This window comes from Rheinheimera sp. 4Y26 (assembly GCF_025245835.1).
In the GTDB taxonomy this organism is placed as follows: domain Bacteria; phylum Pseudomonadota; class Gammaproteobacteria; order Enterobacterales; family Alteromonadaceae; genus Pararheinheimera.
Genome location: NZ_JAOBWS010000004.1, coordinates 26,745 through 52,964, shown reverse-complemented (window position 1 = coordinate 52,964; position 26,220 = coordinate 26,745). Strand labels below are relative to the sequence as shown.

The following is a 26,220-nucleotide window of genomic DNA, read 5'->3' as shown; positions in this document are numbered from 1 at the left end:
AGTTATGTGGTAAGTTGCCGGCGTTTTGGCTGATGAAAACGCCGGTATTGCGCGTGAACCCGGCTTTAGCTCACTGAAGGCTTTATCCCGCTGATTTGCCAGTCAGCTCAATGTTGCCGCTCATTAAAAATGACATCCTGTTGTAAAGCTGTCAGTGCGTTTGTCACTTGCATGCTGCTTTGCTCCATCAGCTGGAGTGCCTGGCTCAGGCCCGGGAAATCGCCCCGCAAAGCCGCTTCCAATGCGGCCTGACCTGCTTTGTGTACTGCCTGGTGCGGCCCGTCCAGTCGCTTAAAAGCAGGTAAATTACCGTATAAACGGGCACCTTCCCCCTGAAAATACCACTGACCTAACCGGCATTCTGTATGGGTTGTCAGAGTTTGTTGATAACTCTGTTGTTGCAGAAGATTGTAGACTTGTGTTTTCCAGACGGCATGATCAAGTTTCACAGTGTTTAAAAAGGCAATAGTGGCGGAGCCAGCAATCACTTTTTGCATATGGTCAGAACTCTGAATAACCTGATTGACCACGTTATCTATCTGAAGCGAGCTTGATGCCACTGCATCGGCACTTTGTTGACTTTGTGCCACCATCTGGCGGATGTTGCTGGTTTGATCCATCACCTGCCGGATAAGTTGTTCAATTTGGCTGCTGGCCTGATGCGCCTTGCCTGCCAGTGTGCGGACTTCATCCGCCACTACGGCAAAACCACGCCCTGCTTCACCTGCTCTCGCGGCTTCAATTGCTGCATTGAGGGCCAGTAAATTCGTTTGATCAGATATTTCCTGAATACTGGAAATCAGTTGGTTAATAGCACCCGCTGTGCCATCAAGTACGGCTGCCACCTGAGCGCTTTGTGCGGCATCCCGGGTAATTTGCTGCGCCCTGCTGTCGAGTTCAGCCACTGCTGATTTTGTGTGCTGAAACAATTGGTCAAGCTGCTGTAACGACTGATGCTCTGTTGCCAGTGTTGTTGCATTATCGGCCAGATCCTGGCGGATGGCGCTCAACAGCACATTGCCACTTAACATACAGCTACATAGTTGCTGTTGCTGGATATAGAGTTGCTTTTGTTCATCAAGCTGGTGTTTGTGTAAAACCAGATCTTGCTGCTGCCGCTGTTGTTCTGCAATTGCTTGCTGCTTGTGTTCCACCAGTTGCTGCTGCAGTTGGTTGATTTCTTGATGTAACTTCTTGCGGAAAAACATTTAAACCTCTGTGCACACTGGCCTGACATGCTATGTTAGGCCAGTTTGCATCAGATATTGAACACGACTTTTGTCTTAGATCAAACGCAGGTTTTCAGGCGGCAGCAACATCCTGCTGTAACAGTGTGATGGCCTGAACAACCTGCAGACACTGCGATTCAACGTCCGCCAGCGTGCTGTTCATTCTGGTTTCGTTGTGTTCAAGCGCAGCTTTATGTGCTTCACGCGCAGCTTCATGCATAGCACGGTGTGGCCTTTCTAAGCTTTTAAAGCTACCGAGCTGGCCATAATGTTTATGGCCATAACCACCAGCGCCACACCAACTCTGGAATTTTTGCTCCGCTTGCGACACCGGCAAAGTTTTGTGCTGTTGCAGCGCCTGGTAAAGCTCAGCTTTAAAAGTTAAATAATCCAGTTTCAGACCATTGAGGTAAGTTAAGGTGGTGGTGGTGCGGATAAGCTTTTTCATCGCCTCTGAGCGGTTGATCACTTCATTCACCACCTGATCAATCTGGCTGCTCGACACCGAAATATCGGCTGCGCTTTGCTGGCTCTGTTGCACCATAGCCTTGATATTGTTGGTTTGTTCAATAACTTTACGGATCAGGTTTTCAATTTGTTTACTGGCTTCATTGGCTTTACCAGCCAGAGTACGGACTTCATCGGCCACCACGGCAAAACCACGGCCAGCTTCACCTGCCCTGGCCGCTTCAATGGCGGCGTTCAGCGCCAGTAAGTTGGTTTGGTCTGAAATTTCCTGAATACTGGAAATAAGCGCTGTGATAGCACTGGCTGTACCATCCAGCACAGCAGCAGTTTGTGCGCTCTGGTTGGCGTGGTCGGTAATATGCACAGAGCGGGTTTCTAAGGTGCGGATGGCACTTTGGGTTTGGCCGAAAATATCTTCAAGCCTGGCAAGTGCAGTTCTTTCATCAATCAGACTTTCTGCCAGCTGGTTGACTGTCTGTTGCACCATAGCAAGTGTTGTGGCGCCGGCAAAAGACTGTTGTTGCCACTGTGACTGGTTTGCCTGTTGCTGTTGTAATTGCTGCAACTCTTGATGCAATTGCTGCAGCTGATGGTCTTTTTGTTGTTGTTCGGCCTGATATTGTTGTTGTAGTTCTTTCAGTTGTTGCCTGAGTTGTTGGTTTTCTTCTTTCAGCGCACGGTTAAAAATCATAAGTCTCCCCTGGAGCTCAACATCGAAACTCCATCCTATGCCAAGGCATCGGGCAAAAAAAGACTAAATTCAGCCGGATATAAAATATTTATCCGCAACTTTACCGCTATCGCCTTCACACCACTCATCACGTAGCTAATCAGCGAACCAATCAAGCAGCTAAGCAGCTAGTGACGTTTTTGCTTGCAACTAAAGCAGCGCCAGCTTGAGCAGGAAAAGTGTTCCGGATATCCGCTGCGCCACAGTCCGAACAGATTGCAACAGCGCGCTGAGCAACCTTTCAAAACCACCTTCATAAAAAAAGGACTTCAACTGAAGTCCTTTTCACCGGGCACAGAGGCTTAGCTGACCAAACTTCTGAGCATCCAGGCATTTTTTTCATGCGCCTGCATACGCTGGGTTAATAAATCTAAAGTTGGCTCATCAGAGGCTTTATCAGCAACCGGCACAATAGAGCGGGCTGTTTTAGCAATAGCTTCCTGACCTTTGACTAAATCTTTAATCATCTCTTCAGCAGTTAGATGGCCGTCGGCTTCTTTAATGCTGGTCAGTTTGGCAAATTCTTTATAAGAGCCAGGGGCAAATTCCCCCAGAGCGCGAATACGTTCAGCAATTAAATCTACCGCCAGCGCCAGTTCGGTATATTGGGTTTCAAATAAAGTGTGCAGCGCCTGAAACATCGGCCCTGTTACGTTCCAGTGGTAATTATGGGTTTTTAAATACAAGGTATAAGTGTCTGCCAGCAGCACAGCTAAACCTGCGGCTATGGCTTTACGGTCTTGCTCTTCGATACCAATATTAATTTTCATCCTGATCACCCTGAAGTTTATATAAAAAAATCACAGGCTTACCTTAGCGGAAAAAAGCCACGGCTTCAAAGCAGACTGGGGCAAAACAACAGACTTTTACGGCAACGGCTGGCCAGCCTGCAGCGTGCGTCCTGTCTTTCTTATTTATGTTAATTGATTTATTGTGCAAAAAAACGCGCAAGGAGACGTGATGAAATACCAGATCCGGCAAAAAATATTCAGCCTGACCGACAGTTTTGATATTCAGGATGAACGTGGCACCGTGGTGCTGCAGGCCAAAGGCAAGCTGTTTAGTATTTCCAGCAGTCAGACACTGTACGACATGCGGGGGCGCGAGCTTCTGAAAATTAAACGTAAATATTTAACTTTATTGCCAGCCTGCCGTTTGTTATGTGCCGACGGCAGCGAGTGGCTGATTAAAAAACGCTTTTGGCCCTTCTGGACCTCCCGTTTTAGCGTGTATGGCCCTGCGGGTGAGCTCGAAATCAGCGGTAATTTATGGCAACACGAATATCAAATTCGCCAGCAAGGCCGGTTATTGGCTTCTGTGTCCAAAGCCTGGTTTAGCTGGTCTGATACCTATGGCGTGGAAATTTATGCCCCCGAATGGACAGCCCAATTGCTGGCCGCAGTCATAGTGATAGACCGGATTTCACATCAGGGCAAAAACTCTGGCCTCGGCGACGATTAAAACGCATAAAAAAAGCTGCCAAAGCAGCTTTTTTTTAATTTTACATCAGCGCGTTAACTATTAACCCTGGGCTAAAGTCTGCGCCAGATAATCATCATAAGAGCCCACAAAGTTGCGGGTATCTTTGTCAGTAATTTCGATAATACGGGTGGCCAGTGAAGATACAAATTCGCGGTCGTGACTGACAAAAATCAGGGTACCTTTGTACATCTCCAGCGCCATATTGAGTGACTCAATAGATTCCATATCCAAATGGTTGGTTGGTTCGTCCATCACCAGGATATTGGGTCTTTGCAACATCAGCTTGCCAAATAACATCCGGCCTTTTTCACCACCGGATAACACTTTGACTTTTTTCTTGATGTCATCCTGAGAGAACAACAAACGGCCTAAAATACCACGTACCGCCTGCTCATCGTCTGACGGCTGTTTATGCTGCGCCATCCAGTCAAATACCGTCATGTCTTCAGCAAATTCGTATTCATGATCCTGAGCGTAATAACCGATATTGCAGTTTTCTGACCATTTCACAGTGCCGGCTTCGGGCGTTAAATCACCTACCAGACATTTTAACAAGGTCGATTTACCAATACCGTTGGTACCCAGAATGGCCACCTTTTCGCCCACTTCGATATTCAGGCTGAGGTTTTTTAATAAATGCAGATCGCCAAAACTCTTGTTTAAACCTTCAACTTCTAACGCCATCCGGTACAGCTGCTTTTGCTGCTCAAAACGGATAAAGGGGTTGACGCGGCTCGATGCTTTGACTTCTTCTAACTGAATTTTGTCAATTTGTTTAGCACGTGAAGTAGCCTGACGCGCTTTAGAAGCATTGGCAGAGAAGCGGCTGACGAAAGTCTGCAGCTCAGCAATTTGTGCTTTTTTCTTGGCATTGTCGGCCAATAAACGCTCGCGCGCCTGAGTGGCCGCAAACATATATTCATCATAGTTGCCAGGATAAACCCGCAGCTCACCGTAGTCCAAATCGGCCATGTGGGTACAGACCGAGTTTAAAAAGTGACGGTCGTGCGAAATAATAATCATGGTGCAGTTGCGCTCAGACAACACATCTTCCAGCCAGTGGATGGTGTGAATGTCTAAGTTGTTGGTCGGTTCGTCCAGCAACATAATATCCGGATTGGCAAACAGCACCTGCGCCAGTAATACCCGCAGTTTCCAGCCTGGCGCTACAGCCGACATAGGGCCAAAATGCTGCTCCAGTGGAATACCCACACCTAATAACAGTTCACCGGCACGGGATTCGGCGGTGTAACCATCCATTTCACCAAAAGCAACTTCTAAGTCGGCCACTATCATGCCGTCTTCTTCGCTCATTTCCGGGCTGGAATAAATACGATCCCGTTCAGCTTTAACTTGCCACAGTTCCGCATGCCCCATGATCACAGTGTCAATGACACTGTATTGTTCAAAAGCAAACTGATCCTGATGCAGCTTGGCCACACGCATATTTGGCTCAACCATCACGTTACCGGCACTGGGTTCCAGCTCGCGGCTTAAAATCTTCATAAAAGTAGATTTACCGCAACCGTTGGCGCCAATCAGGCCATAACGGTTACCTGAACCAAACTTGATGGAGATGTTTTCAAACAGCGGCTTAGCGCCAAATTGCATAGTAATATTTGCGGTAGCTATCACGGATTATTTCGCCTGGCTTTGGTGCTGAGGTACAAACTGCAGCGTGGTAAAAATGGCTTGGGTTGAACTGTTCAAACCCAACAGATGCCCTTAAAAAAGGCGCGCCACTATACGCTTTTTGGCCAGAAATTACAAAACAATAGCGCCGGTTTTGCGCAAAATTCACCCAATTGTCATCAGTTGCACTGTTCTGTCCATTCAGCCAGCGTGCAGGCGCCTGCCCGCTCCCGTTAAAGGCGCCGGTAAAATGCTCAGCATAACCGCCTCAGGCTAGTTTGCGACCCACTGCAATGGCCGCCACCACAAAAACCGCCAGCGCCCACTCCAGCGCACTGATACTTTCGCCAAGCCAGAGCGCGGCAGCGCTGAACGCCAAAAATGGGGTGAGCAGCTGTAGCTGACTGATTTGCGCCACACCGCCCATGGCAAGCCCCTTATACCAGGCAAAAAAACCCAGAAACATGCTAAATACCGATAGATAAGCAAAACCAAACCAGCCTTGTGCACTGACATTCAGCTGCTCAGGCCTGGTATACCAACACAGGGGCAGCAAAATCGGCAATGACAACACCAAAGCCCAGCAGATCACCTGCCAGCTGCCCATCTGCCGCGCTAATAAAGCGCCTTTGGCATAACTCAAACCACAACAAAAACAAGCCAATAATAACCAGAGGTCGCCGGATGCCAGACTGCCCTGCGCTTGTGCCGATGCATACAACATGACAGCTGCAGTACCGGCCAAAGCCGACAACCAAAAACCTGCTCTGGGCCACTGACCACTGAGCCAGGCACCAAAAATAGCGGTAAAAAGCGGCATAATGCTGCTGACCAGGGTGCCATGACTGGCATCCACAGTTTGCATGGCAATGGCTGATAACACCGGATACGCAAATACAGCACCAAAAGCCACCACCAGCAGACCATTCCAGTGCTGGCGTTTGGGCAGCGGTTGATTCAGCAGCAGCAATAACAACAAACTGAGCAGCGCCGCCACCAGCGCCCGTCCTGCGCCAACAAAAATGGAAGGCAACTCGGCAACCGCCAGTTTGGTTGCCGGAATGCCACCGGAAAACATCAATACGCCCAGCATGCCCCAGGCCAGCCCTTGCCAATATTGCCGGCGAGCCGATAACAGCTTGGCACTTGCTGCATCGGTGTTAAGTGCTGCATCGATATTGCTTACTGCGTCCGTATTGAGCGCTGTGGCCTGAAGGGTGTTTAGCTTTGCCATAATTTGCTCCTGCACTGATCCACTTAACGATTCACGCACTGATCCAGGCACTGATTCAGGCACTGATTCACTCAAAGGTGGTGTGTGGCGGTGAAACGCTTTTAGCGCAGCCCCCAACAAGGCAAAACGGCACACCAGCACATGAGCACATGAGCACATGAGCACATGAGCACATGAGCACATGAGCAAGGCAACAAAAGCACAACGCCTGCTCTGCAACATCAGGGGACAACATCGCTTTACAACACCACCAGAGCCGCTACTATAAAATACAAAAGCACCAGACAATCAGGACAGTTGGCAGCTATTCGGCCAAACTGTATAGGAATAATAACCATGACAATTCAACTGCAGCTGGACAAAAGCAGCTCGGAACCCTGGTCAAAACAATTATTGCAACAATCGCAAAACGCTATCAGCAGCGGGCTTTGGCCTGCGGGCATGAAACTACCTTCCATTCGCCAGCTGGCAACCAGGCTTGAAGTCAGTAAGTTCACAGTGGCAGAGCTGTACGAACGACTGGCGGCACAGTCGCTGGTGGTTAGCCGCCCAGGTAGCGGCGTTTATGTCGCCAAAAGCCAGCCGGTGGCGCTGTTGTCTGAAGCTCAGGCCGGTCAGAGTTTATTGGCGGATGAAGTTGCTTTGATGCGCCAGACGTTGCAACGTGAGTCGGCCGTCATTAAACCAGCAGCTGGCTGGTTAACACCGGAATGGCTGCCGACAGATGCCATTCGTCAGGCAATGCGCGAAGTGGCTCGTCAGGGGCAATCCCTCACTGACTACGGTCCGGCGCAGGGCAATATTGCGCTGCGCCGTTATCTGGCGGAGCATCTGGCTAAACTGAATATTCCAACCGAACCACAACAAATTTTATTAACCTCCAGCGCCACCCATGCGCTGGATTTATGTTTACGGCTGTATTTAAAACCCGGTGATGCGGTGCTGGTGGATGACCCCGGCTTTTATAATTTTTTTGCCATGCTCAGGCTGTACCATTTAAAGGTGGTGCCCTTGCCGCGCTGCAAAGACGGCCCGGATCTGCAGGCCATGACAACGCTGTTGCAAACAGAAAAACCCAGAGCCTATATTACCAATTCAGTGCTGTCGAATCCGGTGGGCACCTGTGTTAGCCCACAAAAGGCTTTTGCTGTACTGGAGCTTTTAAAAGAACATCAGTGCCTGCTGATAGAAGATGATATTTATGCCGATTTTGAGCTGCACAGCAGTTTGCGCTATTCCAGTTTGACGGGTCTTCGCAGCGGCATTTATTTGGGCAGTTTGTCAAAAACCATTTCAGCTGATTTGCGGGTGGGTTATATCGTCGCCAGCCCGGAGCAAATCGCTTCGTTAACGGACTTAAAACTCATCACCGGCAGTTCCAGCTCCCAAACTGTAGAGCGTATTGTGTATCAAATTCTGACCGGTGGCGCTTATCGTCGCCATCTGGAGTCACTGCGCAAAAAACTGCAGGACGCCATGTCGCAGGTCAGCCGTCAATTTGTCAAACGTGGTTTCAGGCCCTGGCACCAGCCGGATGGCGGCTATTTGTTATGGCTGATGTTGCCAGCGGGCGTCAGCGCGAAAAAACTCACCGAACTTTTAGAACGCCAGCATATTATTCTGGCGCCAGGCAGTCATTTTAGCCTGCAGCAGGATGCGGACAATTTTATGCGGGTGAATGTAACCCAGTGCCTCAACGCCAAACTCTGGCCGGCGCTGGACACCGCTTTAGCCATGATTGCAGTGACACAACAACGTGATAAACCTTTGTATCTGGCAAAATCGGACGACAAATAAGCGCTCTCTTAAAACAGAAAAACCCGGCTTCCAACAACCGGGTTCTCCATTACAACAATGCAGGCCACAACAGCCGCATTGTTTATCCATGACAAAATAACTCTTCAGGCAACAGCGCCGGCTTTGGCCACAGCGTCCAGACATAAGTCGGTAATACGTTGCCAGTCGCCAGCCACAATAGCATCATCCGGCACTATCCAGGAGCCGCCGACACAAAGCACGTTTGGTAATGCCAGGTATTCCAGGAAATTTTTCTCGTTAATGCCGCCGGTCGGGCAAAAGCGGATATCTGAAAACGGCCCATGAATCGACTTTAAAGTTTTCACACCGCCGGCCGCTTCTGCCGGGAAAAATTTAAAATGGGTATATCCTAAACCTGTACCTTCCATCAATTCAGAAATAGAAGCAATGCCAGGGATCAGCGGAATAGGTGCTTCTTTACCTGCGGCCAGTAATTCGCGGGTCAGCCCCGGGCTGATGGCAAATTTGGCACCGGCTTCAATTACTTTTTGCAGTTGCTCAGGCGTGGTGACAGTGCCGGCGCCCACAATAGCGTCCGGTACTTCTTTGGCTAACAGGCTGATGGCTTCCAGCGCAACAGGGGTGCGTAAAGTCACTTCCAGAACTTTAATACCACCGGCCAATAAAGCTTTGGCCAGAGGCACAGCGGTGGCGAGATCTTTAATCACAATGACCGGTACCACAGGTCCTTGTGCAAACAGGGTGTCAGGTTGTAATTGCCAATTTTGAAAAGACATAAGCTTAACTCGCCAGAATTTGTTTTAAGTAGACAGCGCAGCCCAGCAAACCCGGTTGCTCTGCAGTGACGACATAAGTGGCAATGCGCCGGTTAAAGTCGGTAAAACGGCCTTTTGCTTCAAAACGGGTGCGAAACTCGCTCTGCTCCAGCAAAGGTAATAACTTGGGCACTATGCCACCGGCCACATACACACCACCAAAGGTGCTGAGCGTCAGCGCTAAATCGCCGGCTAATGCGCCTAAACTTGCAAAAAACTGCTCTATAACCGCAGCACAAAGTTCGTTGCTGTTATTAAGCGCATGGGTGCTGATGTCGGCGGCTGACATTGGCTCAACCGTTAAACCACGGTAAGCGGCAATGGCCAGATACAAACTTTCAATGCCAGGGCCAGATAACAGCCGCTCTGGCGACACATGACCATAATGAGCAGCGAGATAACGCTGAATAAACCATTCCTGCTCGTTTTGTGCTGTCCAGTCGGTATGACCACCTTCACCCGGTAACGGAATATAACCATGAGCGGTCGGAATTAAATGCCCAACCCCAAGGCCGGTGCCGGCGCCAAGAACAGCCATAGGCTTATTGGCATCACTTTCCCCTGCACCAAACTTAATTTTTTCGTTGTCTTTGAGCGCAGGCAGCGACATGGCCACTGCGGTAAAGTCGTTTAACACAATAAATTCAGCAAGTTCCAACTCAGCTTTAATCTGGCTGATGGAGAATTGCCAGTGAAAATTGGTCATTTTCACCAGGTCGCCATTGACCGGACAAGCAATAGCCACAGCCACATGGGCAATATCCTGTAACTGCTGGGTGCTCTGGTAATAACTGAGCGCCAGGGTCAGGCTGGCAAAATCGGCGCAGGGGTACACCACTACATGGTCAAGTTCCAGCGTGGACAAATTCACCCGGCTAAAACGGGCATTGGTGCCGCCAATATCAGCGACAATGGCAAAATTAACCATGCAGATGTTCCTCAGTAGTAAAGAGGCTGCAAGCGCCCTGCTCTGCGCCTGTCAGCACGGTACGCAGACCACCGAAAATCTCCCGGCCCATACCGTAATAACTGTCCGACATATCGCGGGTGGCAAATTCACGTTTGGCCAGCTCTTCGTCTGACACCAACAGCTGCAATACACCGGTTTCACCGTCGACCAGCATCATATCGCCGGTCTGAATTTTGGCGATCATGCCGCCTTCAATGGCCTCAGGCGTCACATGAATAGCAGCAGGTACCTTGCCTGATGCACCTGACATCCGACCGTCTGTAACCAGCGCCACGTGATAGCCACGGTCCTGCAACACCCCAAGCGGCGGTGTCAGTTTATGCAGCTCTGGCATACCACAGGCTTTTGGCCCCTGAAAACGCACTACAACAATACAATCTTTATCTAACTCGCCGGCTTTAAAAGCAGCGTCCAGTTCGTGCTGACTGGAAAACACCACTGCAGGCGCTTTCACCACTTCAGTACCCGGGCGCAGCGCCGAGGTTTTAATAACACCTCGGCCAACGTTGCCCGACAGCACCTGTAAACCACCATGATCTTTAAATGGTTTAGCGGCAGACGTCAGTACAGTTTCATCAGAAGAGGCACTTGGGCCATCAACCCAGACCAGCTGACCGTCCTGTAATACCGGCACCTGGGTGTAACGGCGCAGACCAAAACCGGCAACTGTGTTGACATCTTCATGCAGTAGTCCTGCGTCCAGCAGCTCTTTCATCAGATAAGCCATACCACCGGCTTGCTGGAAGTGGTTGATATCAGCCTGACCGTTTGGATAAATTTTGGTAAGTAAAGGCGTGGCATTGGATAAATCAGCAAAATCGTCCCAGTTCACAATAAAACCGGCAGAGCGTGCTACAGCCACCAGGTGCATGGTGTGGTTGGTTGAACCACCTGTAGCCAATAAACCCACAATACCGTTTACTACAGCTTTGGCATCGACAATATGACCGATCGGCATATAGTCCGCGCCTAAATCTGTTAAACGGGTAACCTGACGGGCCGCAGCTTTGGTCAGCTCATCCCGAAGTGGCGTGCCTGGATTGACAAAAGAAGAGCCTGGTAAATGCAGACCCATCATTTCCACCACCAGCTGATTAGAGTTTGCTGTGCCATAAAAAGTACAGGTGCCGGCGCTGTGGTAAGAGGCTGATTCTGATTCCAGCAGCTCTTCTTTGCCTACTTTGCCTTCGGCAAACAGCTGACGCACCCGCGCCTTTTCTTTGTTTGGAATACCGGATGGCATTGGACCTGCAGGTACAAATACAAAAGGCAGATGGCCAAAACTTAGTGCCGCCATTAACAAACCCGGCACAATCTTGTCGCAAATACCCAGCATTAAACCGCCGTCAAACATATTGTGTGACAGGCCAACAGCAGCCGACATGGCAATAATGTCGCGGCTTAATAAACTCAGCTCCATACCAGGCTGCCCCTGGGTCACACCATCACACATGGCAGGCACACCACCGGCAAACTGCGCCACTGAACCAACCTGCGCCACCGCTTCTTTAATTAAAGCCGGATAAGTTTCATAAGGCTGATGCGCCGACAACATGTCGTTGTAGCTGGAAATAATGCCGATATTGGCTTTGGTCAGACTGCGTAAATCCGCTTTTTCCTGTTTGTTACAGGCGGCAAAACCATGCGCCAGATTGCCACAAGCCAGGGCTCCCCGGTGTGGACCTTTGGCACGGGCCTGTTCAATTCGGCTCAGATAAATCGCCCGTGATTTTTCACTGCGGGCGATGATCCTGTCTGTAACTTGCTGGATAACCGGATGCATGTTGACCTCTACTTGGCTGCGAACATCACTGATATGTCCGGATCAGTGTGGTGTAAAAAAGCGCGGATTGGCATCGCCAATTCGTCGCGGCTGGCCATGGCTTGTTCCAGCACTCTGAGCTTGGACTCGCCCACCAGGTGCAAAAACAAAAAACGGCTGTTAAGTAATCTTGTTTTACTAAAAGAGATACGCTGATAAGGCGCTGTTGTCGGATTCACCGCCAGAAGCGCCGGTGCATCTGCTGCCATTCCCTTTTGTACTTCTTTACTGCACGGGAATAACGACGCTGTATGGCCATCTTCACCCATGCCCAGAATCACGGCATCAAAAGTGGGTAAATCAGCAACTCTAGTTAAAAGCTCCGGCACAGCCTGCTCGGCTTGATCAAAAGGCGCGTACAAACTGATAAAACTTGCTTTTGCAGCCTTGTGTTGCAACAAACTGGCTTTCACCAGCCGCTCATTACTGTCAGCTTCGCTATCCGGCAAAAATCTGTCGTCGGCTAACGTAATGGTCACTTTCGACCAATCAAGTTCAGCCTGACTTAACTGCTGAAACAATGCCTGTGGCGTACGTCCACCCGACACCACTAAATAAGCATGGCCGCGATTGGCAATGGCATCCGACAAAATGGCAACAAGGCGCCTGGCAAATTGTTGGTTCAGCTCATCTGAACTGGTAAAAGTATTCAGCTGCATCTTATTCGTCCCAGTTTCTGTCATCGCGGGCTAATAATGAGATAGCAGCAACAGGGCCCCAGGTTCCGGCCTGATAAGATTTTGGTGGTTCGTTATTGACACGCCAGGCGTCCAGAATTCCGTCCACCCATTTCCAGGCTTGTTCCACTTCATCACGACGGACAAAGAGGTATTGATTGCCCAGCATAGCTTCGAGCAACAAACGCTCGTAAGCATCGGCAATCCGCTGGGCTTTAAAGGTTTCGTCAAAACTTAAATCCAGTTTGCTTTGTTGCAACTGCATGGTTTCGCCAAGGCCAGGAATTTTATTCATGATCTGAATTTCCACGCCTTCGTCCGGCTGCAAACGGATAATGAGTTTATTGGCCGGCAGCTGTTTATAAGTTTCATGGAAAATATTGTGTGGCTGAGGTTTAAAACAAATCACCACTTCTGACACTTTATTTGGCATCCGTTTACCGGTACGCAGGTAAAACGGCACACCGGCCCAGCGCCAGTTGTCGATATCCACTTTAATAGCGACAAAAGTTTCGGTTTTGCTGTTCGGTCTGGCGTCTTCTTCTTCCAGATAACCAGGCACGGCTTTGCCGCCAACAAAACCAGCGCTGTATTGCCCGCGCACCGTTTTTTCCTGCACGTTTTGCAAGTTAATTGGCCGCAGCGCTTTTAGTACTTTTAATTTTTCGTCGCGGATACTGTCAGCATCCAGACTGGCTGGCGGTTCCATCGCAATTAAAGACAGCACCTGTAATAAGTGGTTTTGCACCATGTCGCGCATTTGACCGGCGTCGTCGTAATAACCCCAGCGCCCTTCCACACCTACTTCTTCGGCCACGGAAATCTGCACATGATCAATAGCGTTGTGGTCCCAGTTTGAGGCAAAAATGGCATTGGCAAAACGCAACGCCAGCAGGTTCAGCACTGTTTCTTTACCAAGGTAATGGTCAATGCGGTAAATCTGCGATTCTTTAAAATACTTGGCCACTTCGTCATTAATCACTTTGGACGACTCAAGGCAATGACCAATGGGTTTTTCCAGCACTACGCGGGATGGTTGTTTGGACAAACCGGCGGAATCCAGGCCTTTACAGATATGGCCAAATAACGAAGGCGCGGTGGCAAAATAACTGACCGGAATGCGGCTTTTAATGTCGGTCACGGCTTTTAACTTGATGTAATCCTGCTCTTGCGACAAATCAATTTGTACATATTGCAGTTTGGCTTTTAACCTTGCCCAAACCTCAGGCACCAGCGGCTCTTTTACAAATTTCTGTAAGTTAGTTTCAACAACTTCAATATAAGCATCCAGCGTCAGCGCGTCGCGGGCAACACCGGTGATCCGGCTGTCTGCATGTAAAAGTCCAGCCATTTCCAGCTGATACAAAGCAGGTAAAAGTTTACGACGGGCTAAATCCCCTTTGGTGCCGAACAGAATAAGATCACAGGCTTTATTCGAGTGTGCTGCTGTTGTCATGCGCTGACCCTTGATTAGATGTAATTTTACAACACTTAACCGCATACTAGCGAAGTGTCTGGCGGTTGTAAACCGGATAAGTTGTAATTAAATTACAACTTCCTTAAAGTTTTGACGTAGCCTATATCTTAAGGCAGTCTTTACGATGTATCATTAAATTCGTTGTAAGTTTATCACTTTTGTTGTTACTGCCCCGGTTGGGCTACAAAATTAATTACAAAATCAATCCAGGGCCGCCAGGGTCTGTGTCAGAGCAGGAAATATCGGATGAATGTGCTGGAAAAAATCGTAAATAGTGTCAACAGCTTCAGTAAATCAGAGCGTAAAGTTGCAGATGTCATTCTGGCCAATCCGCAAACCACTATTCATAGCAGTATTGCGGCTTTGGCTAAAATGGCCGATGTGTCTGAACCTACCGTCAACCGCTTTTGCCGCCGGCTGGATACCAAAGGTTTTCCGGATTTTAAACTGCATCTGGCACAAAGCCTGGCCAACGGTACGCCTTATGTAAACCGTCATGTCGAAGAAGACGACGGCCCTGAGGCTTACACAGCCAAAATTTTTGAATCGACCATGGCAGCATTGGATGCTGCGCGCCAAAACGTTGATATTAATACCATTAACCGTGCTGTTGATGTGTTAACCCAGGCGAAAAAGATCTCCTTTTTTGGCCTGGGAGCATCCGCTTCGGTTGCCCATGACGCCCAGAACAAATTTTTCCGTTTTAATGTGCCCGTGGTATGTTTTGACGACATCGTGATGCAGCGTATGAGCGCTATTAACAGCAGCGAAGGTGATGTAGTGGTGTGTATTTCCCACACTGGCCGCACCAAAAACCTTTGTGATATTGCCGCTATCGCACGCGAGAACGACGCCACTGTGATAGGCATTACCGCTTATGACAGCCCGCTTGCCAAAGAATGTACTTTGGTGTTGTCACTGGATGTTCCGGAAGACACTGATATGTATATGCCGATGGCGTCACGCGTAGCGCAGCTGGTGCTGATTGATATTCTGGCCACAGGTTTTACCTTACGCCGCGGCACAAAATTCCGTGAAAACTTAAAGAAAGTAAAAGACAGTTTGCGCGGTTCCCGTTTTGAAAAGAAAGATTTTTAACCGGTCTCTGGCGCAGGCAACTGCGCCTACCTGTAAGTTTTCTCCAAATTCACGCTATATTCTGTAATTAAATTACATTACACTGTCAGCATCACCGCCAGGGTCCACTGGCGGGCATGCACATCAACAGGCAGGAGCAGCACATGCCAAGAAGAACCAAAATAGTTGCCACCTTAGGCCCGGCCACCAATACCCAGGCCGCCATTGAAAAACTGATCCTGGCAGGCGCCACCGTCTTTCGTTTTAACTTTTCGCACGGCAGTGCCGATGATCATATTCAGCGTGCCCGGATGGTTCGTGCCGCTGCAGCCGCCACCAACGCCCATGTTGCCATCTTAGGTGACTTACAAGGCCCGAAAATCCGCGTTTCCACCTTTAAAAATGGCAGTGTAGAACTAACTGAAGGTCAGGACTTTGTATTGGATGCCGAACTTGGCAAAGGTTTGGGCGATGAAACTCAGGTTGGTATCGACTATAAAGAGCTGCCAGGTGATGTACGCCCTGCAGACGTGTTGTTATTAGACGACGGTCGTATTCAGCTGATTGTTGATAAAGTACAAGGTAGCCGCATTCTGACCAAAGTATCAGTGGCAGGTAAGTTATCCAACAACAAAGGTATTAACAGGTTAGGCGGTGGTTTGTCGGCACCGGCTCTCACCGACAAAGACAAAGCAGATATCGCGCTGGCGTCAAAAATTGACGTGGATTATCTGGCGGTATCTTTTCCGCGTTGTGGTGATGATTTGCGTCTGGCACGCCAGCTGGCGCGTGATGCCGGCTCAGAAGCTTTAATCGTCTCTAAAGTCGAGCGAGCTGAGGCTGTGGCTGATGACGCTACTTTGGACGACATTATCCGCGCCTCTGACGCAGTGATGGTGGCGCGTGGTGATTTGGGTGTAGAAATTGGTGACGCTGAGCTGGTTGGCCAGCAAAAACGTATTATCGCCCGCTCCCGTCAGCTGAACCGTGTGGTGATCACCGCAACTCAGATGATGGAATCGATGATTGAAAGCCCGATGCCAACCCGTGCTGAAGTGATGGACGTGGCCAACGCTGTGTTAGATGGTACTGACGCTGTGATGTTATCGGCAGAAACTGCGGCCGGTAAATATCCAACTGAAACCGTAAAAGCCATGGGCCGGGTTTGTGATGGTGCGGAAAAACATCCAAAAGTGTTGTCATCCAAACACCGGATGGACGTTACTTTTACTGAAATCAGCGAAACTATTGCGCTGTCGGCCATGTATGCCGCCAATCATTTAGATGGCATCAAGGCCATTATTGCGTTAACTGAGTCTGGTTATACCGCCAAGCTGATGTCGCGTATCACCTCAGCGCACGCTATTTATGCCTTATCGCGCCATGTAAAAACGCTGAATAAAATGGCACTTTACCGTGGTGTTTACCCGGTGTTTTTTGACAGCCACGGCATCAGTAACGATCACCTGGCCGATGATGCAGTTGCCGCCGTGAAAAAAGCAGCGGGCTTAAAAACCGGTGATCTGGTGATTTTAACCCATGGCGATGTAATGGAAACCGTAGGTGCGTCCAACACCTGTAAAATAGTAACTGTTAAATAACACCAACTGTTGATAGTAAAAAACCACCGCTTGCGGTGGTTTTTTTTCAGCTGCAAATTGTGCACTTTACTTTGCCGGTTTCGCCAGACAACAACAACCAGGGAGAGAAAATGCTAAGTCGGTTATGCCGCTGCCCTGTCCTGCCGCCACTGTTTTAACACCGGTGCCAGCGCTGTGACTGCAGAGCCAAATACCACCAGCACTGCACCCAATACCGCCAGCAAATTCAGTGCCTCAGGTTTAGGTGCCTCCGGCCATAACCAGGCGGCCAAATTGGCAAATAAAATGGTTAACAAAGGTGTAATTGCCAGCACTGCACTGACTTTCGACGCTTCCCAGTGTTCCAGCGCTTCAGCAAAAGCGCCGTAGGCCACTATGGTATTTAAACAACAAAACAACAACAAAGCCCAGTGTAATAACGACAACTCAAACACGGGCGCAATATCAATGACAGGTAAAAAGCACAAAGCGCCAGCCACATAAATAAAGGCCATAATTTGTTGGGAATTAAAGTGCATCAATAACTGTTTTTGCGCTAAGGCATAAGCAGCCCAGGTAAAAGCCGCGATGATCACCAGCAAAATACCAAAGCTGTCCTGGCCAAGCTCTGTAACTAATAACAACAATCTGTCATTAAAAAACAACAATAAACCGGCAACTAAAGTGGCTGCACCAATTTTTTGCCATAACAACAAACGTTCGCGGAAAATAAAAATACCACCCAGCATCATCAAAAACGGCGCCAGCTGAATCACCACCTGTGCCGTCTCGGCGGTCAACAAATTAAGCCCCATCAAATATAAAATGTAATTGGACAACAAACCGGCAACAGCGATCAGCATCAGGGTGCGCGCTTTGCCTTTGAGTTTGCCAAGCTTAGGTAAATTCTGTTGTTTCCACAGCACCAGCACCACAAAAATGGCCGCCACTAAAAAGCGCACCCAGGTAATGGTATTGGCGGAAAGTTCTGTCAGCACAACTTTTAGTGCTATGGGTAACATGCCCCATAACACTGCGGTGGTCAGCGCAAGAATAAAACCGGTCAGGCTTTTGCCCGATGCTTGATGCATAACTTAATCCTAAGAATTCAGGTACAACTGCAGGAGCGCTATTTTCGCTGTTTTTTGCTGTGCTGTCGCGGCTTTTTCGTCAAAGCCGCTGCCTTTGCGCTGAAACACAACTTAACTAACTTCTTGCTGATTTTTGTGTTGCATCAATAACCTTGTGCTGACATAGGTGCATAATCAATAGCTATGCTTGTTTATCACCAAGCACTTTTGCCCACCCATTTTGGAGCAATATATGACACAAAACATAAAACGGATCGGCATTTTAACTTCAGGCGGCGACGCTCCCGGTATGAATGCAGCATTAAGAGCCGTGGTGCTGAGTGCCGAAGCTGCCGGCGTTGAAGTGATAGGTTTTCGCCATGGTTTTAATGGCATTTATCAACAGGACTACATCAGGCTGGAAAAAGCCGATGTGCTGCATATTATCCAGCTGGGGGGCACCATTTTGAAAAGTGCACGCTGTAAACAGCTGCAACAACCTGACGGCGCAGCGCAGGCAGCCGATATTTTGCATCAGCTCTGTATTGATGCGCTGATCGTCATTGGTGGTGATGGCAGTTTCCGCGGTTGTCAGGCCATTTCGGCGTTTTATCGTGGTCAGATTGTTGGTATTCCCGGCACCATCGACAATGATGTGGATGGCACCGACTTTACCATTGGTTTTGCCACTGCGCTCGATACCGCACTGGATGCCATCGACAAAATCCGTGACACCGCCGATGCCTTTGAACGCACATTTTTAGTGGAAGTGATGGGCCGCCATACCGGTTATCTGGCACTTGCCGCTGGCATTGCCGGTGGTGCCGAACAAATTATCTGTCCTGAATATGGTGATAAAGTTGACCTTGATGATTTATTACAGGACATCAGTCGGCTAAAGCGGGATTTTGGCGCAGGCAGTTACATCATAGTGATGGCAGAAACTATGTATCCGGCCGGCGCCCTGGCATTGGCGGCAGAAATAACCGCCCGCTCCGGCACTGAATGCCGCGCCTGTGTGTTAGGTCACTTACAACGTGGCGGCAGACCGGTGGGTTCAGACCGGATTTTAGCCACCAAACTTGGCGCCTTTGCCATTGAACAACTGCTTGAAGGCAATGCCCATATGATGATGGCGGGCGAACAGGCTGGGCAGGCAGTGTTATATCCGCTGGTACTGACCGGTGACAAAAAGAAACGGGCCGATCCGTATTTATTACAATGGCAACAGCGCATGCTGCAACAAAGCGAACCCCAAAGTTAAAGCCGGTAGGCTTTTGTTGCTGTTTCTGTAGTTCGTTTCGGATGCAGCTAAAAACACCTCTTTGGCCAGGTAAAAACACAATAATATCAATGCAATAGCTTATATCAGCGCTTTACCCTGCCAAAGATTAAAATAAAAAAAGCAATAAAAAAACCGGCATCAAAGCCGGTTTTTTCCTCTGTAGCGGCCGCATCAGCCACCAGCTACCGCAGGTTATCTACTCCCTTTTTTCAGGCGCTAAATACAGTTTTGACCCTGTCTTTATAGCTGCGGCTAACTTTTACCGCCTGGCCATTGGTCAGCATTAACTGGTGCTCGCCATTAGCCAGCATCTGTAACTTGGCAATAGTGTTCACATTCACAATGGCCGAACGATGCACCCGCACAAACTGGCGTGGGTCTAACTCCTGCTCCAGCTCTTTCATAGTGCGGCGTAAAATATGGGTCTGGCCGTCTTTGGTGTGAATACACATATAATCGCCGGCAGCGTCCACCCAATCGATATTGAGTACCGGCACCCGGGTAATTTCACCACTGTCTTTAATGCTGATGGCTTCAGGGAAACGGTCGTTCATCACCGGCTCTTCCTGATCCAGACGCTGCAGTATTTCTGTGGCATCTTCGCCAGTCAGTTTGGCCACAGCCTGCGCCAGCTGACCTTTATGTTTATGATCGTCTTTAGCTTCTACGACTTTCAGCAGTTTTTCCACTGCTGCCGCCAGACGCTCGCCTTCTACCGGCTTTAACACATAATCGACCGCACTGACTTCAAAGGCGTTTAACGCGTACTGATCAAAAGCAGTGACAAAAATAATATAAGGCAGCTCAATGTTTTGCTGTTGCAGCATTTTTAACACACCAAAACCATCCAGCTCCGGCATTTCAACATCCAGGAACACCACATCCGGCGCTAAGTCGCGGATTGCTTCAACTGCAGATAAACCGTTATTACACTCAGCCACCACCTGCAGCTCGGCAAAAGCGGCCAGGCGCATCAGCATACCTTTGCGGGCCAGGGGCTCATCATCTACAACTACGACTTTAAGCAAGTTTTTCATCGTTATGTTCCACCTCAAACGGGATCCGGATATTCACTTTTACGCCTTTAGGCTGATTTGGTGTCAGCACCAGCGAAAAGTTTTTATCATACAAAGCTGCCAGCCGTTCACGGGTATTGACCAGACCGACACCACCCCCATCAGGCGCTGTGTCGGGTTGCTCGGGCATACCAGGGCCGTTATCGGCAACTTCAATTAATAAATCATGACCAAACTTACGTGCCTTAATGCTGATCAGTCCACCACTACTTTGTCTTGCCACCGCATATTTAATGGCATTTTCAACCAGAGGCTGCAAAATCAGGCTTGGCACCAGCGCCTGCTGGGTATTTTCGGCAATATCAAATTCAATACTGAGGCGCTCGGAAAACCGGACTTTTTCGATTTCCAGATACAAATTAGCGGCGTAAATTTCCTGCGCCAGCGCAACCTTATTGATAGGGTCTTTATAAAGTGAATAGCGTAAAAAATCACTGAGCCGGCTCAGCATTTTGTTTGCCGTTTCTGCTTCGTTGATCAGCACCAGCGTTGACACTGCGTTCAGCGTATTAAATAAAAAATGCGGATTAAGCTGATACCGCAGCATTTTCAGCTGCGCTTCGTGGGCTTTATTCGACGCTGTCAGCAGTTTTTGTTTTTCCAGCTGCAAGGTTTGGTAATAACGGATCCCAAAATACAAACCACTCCAGCTGAGCATCACATAAAAACCAACTGAGGTTTGGCGGAAATACTGGATCCAGTCATCCGGCCGGTAGCCATGGCGGTAAATTTCCCAATAATTAAAATTCTTCACCACAGTCCAGATGCAGGACAGTACAAAAGCCATGGCCAGAATAGATAACACCATTTTCCAGGGAGCCCAGTGCCAGATGCGCTGATAGGCATAACGCATCGGAATAGACAGCAGCCAACCGGCATAAGCATCCAGCGCCACAACAAAGATGTAGGCTTCACGCATTTCCTGGAATAATGAGCCCAGATAACCGACCACGGCAAAACCAAGCCAGCCTAGGGTATGCAGGATCCAAAACTGGCGGTGACGGTCTTCAAAAATTTTGTGCAAACTAAATACTCAGCGCTGACAGGAAAAACAGAACAAGCCGGATTATATCAAAGAAGCGCTGTAGGCCTTAAACATTAAACTCAGACGGATCCCGCTTCGTCGCATGCAACAGCGTAAGTTGCAGCAGGCGAAGCGGGAACTAAGGTTCTAACAGCCAGAATGAAAAGTTGGGGCAAGCAGAAATTTAATAACGGATGCCAAAACGGCGCAGCACAAAAGCTAAAATCCAGGCTGGGCCTATCAGCAGAAATTGCAGATCTTTAAAAAACGAGGGCTTTTTGCCTTCGATATGATGACCGATAAACTGCAATATCCACATCAGCACAAAAAGAACTAAAGAAGCCAGCCATACATCCACCATCACCGCCGATTCAAACCAGCGTAAAAACAGCACAATTGCTGCACTGAAAATGGTCATCCCCACGCCAATGGCAAAAGACAAACTGAAATAAAAACCAAGCACAGGCAAACAAATTAACAAAGGCCAGTTGATTTGTTGTTCGGCAAAACCTGCAAGTGGCATGGGAATTTGCCACAGCAAACCAAAGACGGTGAGATAAATCAGCGGTACTGCCAGAAAGTGAATCTTTTTATTGATGGGGTTTTGATGACTCTCGGCATACTCTGCCAGCCATTGCTCTATTGTTTTCATTATGCAGGCTCTTGATTAAGGTCGTTTTGATTGGTCAAACCACTTTAACGCCGAGCCTGACAAACTACAAGAGGCTGATTAACCCAGTACCGGCGTTGGTTTGCGGTCCGGCCCTAAAGCCACAAAAGTAAAGGTGCCGGAGATGGCTTTGTGCTGGTCGTCGCTGTACATATTCTCAACAAAAATATCTACATTCACCCTGATACTGGTGCGCCCGACATGTTCAATTCTGGCCACCAGCTCAATAATGGTGCCTGCCGGAATAGATTCTTTAAAGTCGACCCGGTCTGAAGACACTGTGACCAGCGGTTTACGGCAAAAACGGGTGGCGGCAATAAAAGCAGCTTCATCCATCCAAGCCAGAGCTTCACCACCAAATAAGGTATTGTGATGATTGGTGCGGCCTGGAAAAACTGTTTTGGTCACACGGGTCACGGCATATTCGGTACGAATCGCCACCTGAGCATCATTAGACATGAGAATACCTCTGAACTAGAGCGCAAAAGGCGCGGATTTTAGTGAGCTTTTTCATAAAAGCCAACCGCGCCCTCAACAGGTATAAAAAAATGGTGTGTTTAACGCGCCAGCATAGGGCCCAGCGGCTGGCCGCCAACCAGATGCATATGAATATGATACACCTCCTGACCACCGTGACTGTTGCAGTTCATAATAAGCCGGTAACCCTTTTCACTGATGCCGGCATCAGCGGCCAGTTTACGCGCCACAGTAAACATCCGGCCAAGTGCGGCTTCATGCTGCGGCTCGACATCGTTGACTGTTGGGATCAGCACATTGGGCACAATCAGAATATGAGTTGGCGCTCTTGGATGAATATCGCGAAAGGCGGTAACCAGCTCATCCTGATATAACAACTCGGTGGCAATTTCGCGGCGGATAATTTTACTAAAAATTGTTTCTTCAGCCATTTCAGATCCTTCAATGATGCTTTTGGGTATACTTGGCACTTTTATTGTTGGCCGAGTATAAGTGATGGACAAGGTTGCTTTCCACTTTTCAATTGCTGATATCACTGCACATTATTTAGATGTCACTTTAAGTTTTACCCCACCAAACACCGACCCTGTGTTATTAACCATGCCGGCCTGGATCCCGGGCAGTTATCTGATCCGCAATTTTGCCAGACATGTGGTGGCTATTCGTGCCAAAGACAGCCATGGCGAGCTAGAGATACATACCCACGATAAACACAGCTGGACGCTTTTGCATAATACCAAGCCCGTGACGGTCAGCTACCGGGTTTATGCTTACGATTTGTCGGTGCGGGCCTGTTACATCAATGACGAAGTGTCGGTGCTGAACCCGGCAGCCTGCTGCCTGGCTGTGGCCGGTTTAACGGAACTTCCGCATCAGCTGGTGATGGCCAAGGTATCAGGCAAACCGGACTGGCACTGTGCCACCGGCTTAAAACGTGCACAAGGCACAGAACTTTTAGGTTTTGGTGAATATCAGGCCGATAATTATTTACAGCTGATTGACAGCCCGCTGTTGCTCGGCGAGCTTGCCATGACCTCATTTGACCTTGAGGGTGTGCGGCATTATCAGGTATATGCTGGCGCAGTGCTCGCCGATTTAGACAGAGTCAAGCGCGACCTGGCACCGGTTTGTGCCCAGCAAATTGCCCTTTTTGGTGCTTTACCAGCCGACTTAACCGAATATTGGTTTTTAAACTGGGTGGTCGACAACGGTTATGGTGGGCTCGAGCACCACAATTCCACTTTGTTGTTGTTAAGCAGATACGATTTACCCAATCCACAGCAGCCGGATGAACTGAGCGACGACTATCAGAATTATCTCGCCTTGTGTTCGCATGAATACTTCCACACCTGGTGGGTCAAAAGAGCTAAGCCTGCAAGCTTCCTGCAATATCAGCTGCAGGCCGAACAATACACCTCACAGCTATGGTTATATGAAGGTTTTACCTCCTATTACGACGATTTAGCCCTGGTGCGGGCCGGTATTACCGACGCCAGTCAATATCTGACCACTTTGGCAAAAACCATCAGCCGGGTTAGCCGCGCGCCCAGCAACAGCAGACAAAGTCTGGCAGAAAGCAGTTTCAGCGCCTGGACCAAGTTTTATCAGCAAGATGAAAATGCGATCAACGCTGTGGTGAGTTATTACGCCAAAGGTAGCCTGGTGGCACTTTGCCTCGATGCTGAGCTCAGGGCATCCGGACTCAGCCTCGATGCATTAATGCAACAGTGCTGGCATGCCTTTGGGGTATCGGGTCTTGGCAGTGAAGAGCAGGATTTCTGGCAGCAACTTTTGCTTTATAGTCAAAACCCGGATCTCACTGAAAAAGTACGCCGTTGGGTTGAACACCCTGAAGTGTTGCCGCTTGGTGATTCACTGCAAAAACTCGGGGTGAAGCTTGACTGGCGCGGCGCTCACTCGCCGCAGGATTTATCCGGTAAAGCTCAGGGTGGCGCCCCCAGAGCCTTTGGCGCTTTATACCAAAGCAGTAACGAGGGCTTGCAAATTACCGCAGTGGCGGAAGGTTCAGCAGCATCAGCCGCAGGCCTGATGGCGGGCGATTTACTGATTGCTGTGGCCGGACTAAAAGCCAACGACAAAAACTTTCAGGCCATGTTAAGCCGCCATCCGCTTGGCGCACATTTAGAGTTACATCTGTTCCGGCAACAGCGGTTGTTAAAGCTGCAACTGGAAGTTTGTGAAGCGCCACAGGTTGTGGCCATGCTGGAAGTTGACAACGACACTCTGGCGTCAGATTGGCTAAAACAGGCATCGCTGTTAAACACTCGGCCTGAAACCCAGCCGGAAACAACTGGCGTCTGAAATAGAGCAGCGTTGCACTAAAGAAAACATAACGCCGGCTCAGAGCCGGCGTTATGGTGCAAAACAGACGAACAACCAGGTGTTAGCTAAAGGCTATCGCGCCTTTGCCCACTCCTTCGTACGCCACAACTTTGTAGTCGGCAGCCTCCATTTGCTGCAACTGGTCAGCGATATAATCAGCCAGGCATTCAACAGTGGTATCACAAGGTACTATTTCACAATGGTTTTTTGGCAAGCTGATTTCAAACCAGCCTTGTGGTGCCTGATAACGGAAACTGTGATCTTCCGTATTGGCTTTAATAAATTGCAGCTGTTCAGGTTTAACCAGGTCTTCACTGGTGCCTAAATAAATGTCCTGCCAACGCTCTGTCCAGTACTTATTTAATCTGGGCGAAAGCATGCCATTTTGGTAAATCTCAATGGTCGAACGGTGGCCATGCGCAATACGCTGGCAGTTACCGTCGTGTTTTTTCAAACCATGACTGTAGTGATAATAAAAGCTGTTACTGCGCTCAGTTCTGAGCTGAAATTTCAGCGCTGTAACATTGGCCGGCAACAAAGGCGTAATTTGCTCCGTTAAAAAGAGCGCGACACTTTGTTCGTGAATGGCATGACCAGGAATAGCAACATGAGCTTCTGCCGGGGAAGCAATCTGAATTAAACCGCGCTCACTTTGCCACTGCAGAATATGGGTTTCCCCCTGCTGCTGTTGCACCAGACAATCTGCGCTGGCCGGATACGCCAGTTTGTGATCAACCAGGCTGTCGATAGCTTTTTTAATCACTTTTTTGACGTGACCAAAATCAAACACCATCGAAGTGGCATTCAATTCACCGTGCAACTCAACATCTACGATATAACTTTCACCAAGCAGGCCACGCTGCTGACAAAGGTAGGAAAAATCAATCACAGTTAAATCGCGGACAAATAAGATCATGCTGGGCCTGTCACTACAAAAAAAGTTGCCGGCATTATACGTCAAAGCAAAGCTTTGAGTTAACCCAAAGTTGCGTTAAGTCACCGCATTTCATTGCCAAAACAGCCAATAAATGCTGATGATTCTAGCGTTGATGATCGTTCAACCAGCCATTTAACAGACCAACCTGCCCCAGTTTATGAGCTGCATACATCAGCCGGATAGCGTTACTAAGCAGCAAACTATCATTCCACTGGGTTTTTTGCTGAATTTCTTCGTAGCAGGCTAAGGCTTCAGGCGATAAATAACCTCTGAGCTCCTTGCGTCCGGACTGCTTTTGCCGCTCCCGGTAGCGCTGCTGTTTTTCGGCGTTGCTGAGTGTCTTTTTAGCCGGCTCTGTCATGCACT

The 26,220-nt window shown here is 48.9% G+C and carries 24 protein-coding genes and 1 pseudogene; 6 read left to right on the top strand and 19 right to left on the bottom strand.

Annotated features, from left to right (window positions below; all coding sequences use genetic code 11):
• Window positions 1–107 precede the first annotated feature (107 nt).
• The 4 genes and pseudogenes from N3Z11_RS18080 to N3Z11_RS06990 all read right to left on the bottom strand — a co-directional run bounded on the left by N3Z11_RS18080 (window position 108) and on the right by N3Z11_RS06990 (window position 3,197).
• Window positions 108–497, bottom strand: coding sequence for a CZB domain-containing protein (locus tag N3Z11_RS18080; protein ID WP_260656641.1), 390 nt, complete (start codon window positions 495–497; stop codon window positions 108–110).
• Window positions 498–524: 27 nt separating this feature from the next.
• A pseudogene (locus N3Z11_RS18075) lies at window positions 525–1,031 on the bottom strand (methyl-accepting chemotaxis protein); the annotation flags it as partial.
• 271 nt (window positions 1,032–1,302) lie between these two features.
• Window positions 1,303–2,184 (bottom strand): methyl-accepting chemotaxis protein, encoded by an 882-nt coding sequence (locus N3Z11_RS06995; RefSeq protein WP_260656640.1) that lies wholly within the window; start codon window positions 2,182–2,184, stop codon window positions 1,303–1,305.
• Window positions 2,185–2,729: 545 nt separating this feature from the next.
• Complete coding sequence (locus tag N3Z11_RS06990) at window positions 2,730–3,197, bottom strand: Dps family protein (RefSeq protein ID WP_260656450.1); 468 nt, start codon at window positions 3,195–3,197, stop codon at window positions 2,730–2,732.
• Between the two features lie 190 nt (window positions 3,198–3,387).
• Between N3Z11_RS06990 and N3Z11_RS06985 the strand changes: the two genes are divergently transcribed.
• Window positions 3,388–3,888: an LURP-one-related/scramblase family protein gene (locus N3Z11_RS06985; protein WP_260656449.1), complete on the top strand. Its 501-nt coding sequence runs from the start codon at window positions 3,388–3,390 to the stop codon at window positions 3,886–3,888.
• A gap of 60 nt (window positions 3,889–3,948) precedes the next feature.
• Here N3Z11_RS06985 and N3Z11_RS06980 read toward each other — a convergent pair whose 3' ends face one another.
• A complete protein-coding gene (locus tag N3Z11_RS06980; RefSeq protein WP_260656448.1) occupies window positions 3,949–5,544 on the bottom strand; it encodes an ABC-F family ATPase in 1,596 nt (531 codons plus the stop codon).
• A 265-nt stretch (window positions 5,545–5,809) separates the two neighbouring features.
• Window positions 5,810–6,775, bottom strand: a complete 966-nt coding sequence (locus N3Z11_RS06975; RefSeq protein WP_260656447.1) for a DMT family transporter — start codon at window positions 6,773–6,775, stop codon at window positions 5,810–5,812.
• A gap of 336 nt (window positions 6,776–7,111) precedes the next feature.
• Here N3Z11_RS06975 and N3Z11_RS06970 point away from each other — a divergent pair, with 336 nt between their 5' ends.
• The gene (locus N3Z11_RS06970; RefSeq protein ID WP_260656446.1) at window positions 7,112–8,572 is read left to right on the top strand and encodes a PLP-dependent aminotransferase family protein; all 1,461 of its coding nucleotides are present in this window, start codon (window positions 7,112–7,114) and stop codon (window positions 8,570–8,572) included.
• A gap of 104 nt (window positions 8,573–8,676) precedes the next feature.
• On the opposite strand, the gene N3Z11_RS06965 is transcribed toward N3Z11_RS06970, so the two are convergent.
• The 5 genes from N3Z11_RS06965 to zwf are packed head-to-tail and all read right to left on the bottom strand — an operon-like array spanning window position 8,677 to window position 14,294.
• Window positions 8,677–9,330, bottom strand: a complete 654-nt coding sequence (locus N3Z11_RS06965; protein WP_260656445.1) for a bifunctional 4-hydroxy-2-oxoglutarate aldolase/2-dehydro-3-deoxy-phosphogluconate aldolase — start codon at window positions 9,328–9,330, stop codon at window positions 8,677–8,679.
• A 4-nt stretch (window positions 9,331–9,334) separates the two neighbouring features.
• Window positions 9,335–10,297 (bottom strand): glucokinase, encoded by a 963-nt coding sequence (gene glk / locus N3Z11_RS06960; RefSeq protein WP_260656444.1) that lies wholly within the window; start codon window positions 10,295–10,297, stop codon window positions 9,335–9,337.
• Entirely contained in the window at window positions 10,290–12,122 is a 1,833-nt protein-coding gene (edd, locus tag N3Z11_RS06955) for a phosphogluconate dehydratase (protein WP_260656443.1), read from the bottom strand. Before edd ends, glk begins: the two co-directional genes overlap by 8 nt.
• Before the next feature lie 8 nt (window positions 12,123–12,130).
• Window positions 12,131–12,820 carry a 6-phosphogluconolactonase gene (pgl, locus tag N3Z11_RS06950; RefSeq protein ID WP_260656442.1) on the bottom strand — a complete coding sequence of 230 codons (690 nt, stop codon included), beginning with the start codon at window positions 12,818–12,820 and terminating at the stop codon, window positions 12,131–12,133.
• A gap of 1 nt (window position 12,821) precedes the next feature.
• On the bottom strand, window positions 12,822–14,294 hold the full coding sequence (gene zwf / locus N3Z11_RS06945) for a glucose-6-phosphate dehydrogenase (protein ID WP_260656441.1): 1,473 nt from the start codon (window positions 14,292–14,294) through the stop codon (window positions 12,822–12,824).
• A 267-nt stretch (window positions 14,295–14,561) separates the two neighbouring features.
• On the opposite strand from zwf, the gene N3Z11_RS06940 reads away from it, so the two are divergent.
• Complete coding sequence (locus N3Z11_RS06940) at window positions 14,562–15,413, top strand: MurR/RpiR family transcriptional regulator (protein WP_260656440.1); 852 nt, start codon at window positions 14,562–14,564, stop codon at window positions 15,411–15,413.
• A gap of 143 nt (window positions 15,414–15,556) precedes the next feature.
• Entirely contained in the window at window positions 15,557–16,993 is a 1,437-nt protein-coding gene (gene pyk / locus N3Z11_RS06935; protein ID WP_260656439.1) for a pyruvate kinase, read from the top strand.
• Between the two features lie 122 nt (window positions 16,994–17,115).
• Here pyk and N3Z11_RS06930 read toward each other — a convergent pair whose 3' ends face one another.
• Entirely contained in the window at window positions 17,116–18,063 is a 948-nt protein-coding gene (locus N3Z11_RS06930) for a DMT family transporter (protein WP_260656438.1), read from the bottom strand.
• 232 nt (window positions 18,064–18,295) lie between these two features.
• Here N3Z11_RS06930 and N3Z11_RS06925 point away from each other — a divergent pair, with 232 nt between their 5' ends.
• Entirely contained in the window at window positions 18,296–19,306 is a 1,011-nt protein-coding gene (locus N3Z11_RS06925) for an ATP-dependent 6-phosphofructokinase (RefSeq protein ID WP_260656437.1), read from the top strand.
• A gap of 230 nt (window positions 19,307–19,536) precedes the next feature.
• On the opposite strand, the gene N3Z11_RS06920 is transcribed toward N3Z11_RS06925, so the two are convergent.
• The 5 genes from N3Z11_RS06920 to hinT form a co-directional block, all read right to left on the bottom strand.
• Window positions 19,537–20,364 carry a LytR/AlgR family response regulator transcription factor gene (locus tag N3Z11_RS06920; RefSeq protein WP_260656436.1) on the bottom strand — a complete coding sequence of 276 codons (828 nt, stop codon included), beginning with the start codon at window positions 20,362–20,364 and terminating at the stop codon, window positions 19,537–19,539.
• Window positions 20,348–21,427 carry a sensor histidine kinase gene (locus tag N3Z11_RS06915; RefSeq protein WP_260656435.1) on the bottom strand — a complete coding sequence of 360 codons (1,080 nt, stop codon included), beginning with the start codon at window positions 21,425–21,427 and terminating at the stop codon, window positions 20,348–20,350. The genes N3Z11_RS06920 and N3Z11_RS06915 overlap by 17 nt, the downstream gene beginning before the upstream one ends.
• Before the next feature lie 184 nt (window positions 21,428–21,611).
• Window positions 21,612–22,079, bottom strand: a complete 468-nt coding sequence (locus tag N3Z11_RS06910; RefSeq protein WP_260656434.1) for a DUF962 domain-containing protein — start codon at window positions 22,077–22,079, stop codon at window positions 21,612–21,614.
• 78 nt (window positions 22,080–22,157) lie between these two features.
• Entirely contained in the window at window positions 22,158–22,556 is a 399-nt protein-coding gene (locus N3Z11_RS06905) for an acyl-CoA thioesterase (protein ID WP_260656433.1), read from the bottom strand.
• 98 nt (window positions 22,557–22,654) lie between these two features.
• Entirely contained in the window at window positions 22,655–23,005 is a 351-nt protein-coding gene (gene hinT / locus N3Z11_RS06900) for a purine nucleoside phosphoramidase (RefSeq protein WP_260656432.1), read from the bottom strand.
• A gap of 64 nt (window positions 23,006–23,069) precedes the next feature.
• On the opposite strand from hinT, the gene N3Z11_RS06895 reads away from it, so the two are divergent.
• Window positions 23,070–24,896, top strand: coding sequence for a M61 family metallopeptidase (locus N3Z11_RS06895; protein WP_260656431.1), 1,827 nt, complete (start codon window positions 23,070–23,072; stop codon window positions 24,894–24,896).
• Window positions 24,897–24,978: 82 nt separating this feature from the next.
• Here the strand turns inward: N3Z11_RS06895 and N3Z11_RS06890 are convergent, their stop codons facing one another.
• Together N3Z11_RS06890 and N3Z11_RS06885 are read right to left on the bottom strand one after the other, a co-directional pair.
• On the bottom strand, window positions 24,979–25,833 hold the full coding sequence (locus N3Z11_RS06890) for a 6-pyruvoyl trahydropterin synthase family protein (protein WP_260656430.1): 855 nt from the start codon (window positions 25,831–25,833) through the stop codon (window positions 24,979–24,981).
• 124 nt (window positions 25,834–25,957) lie between these two features.
• Window positions 25,958–26,215, bottom strand: coding sequence for a hypothetical protein (locus tag N3Z11_RS06885; RefSeq protein WP_260656429.1), 258 nt, complete (start codon window positions 26,213–26,215; stop codon window positions 25,958–25,960).
• Window positions 26,216–26,220: the final 5 nt, after the last annotated feature.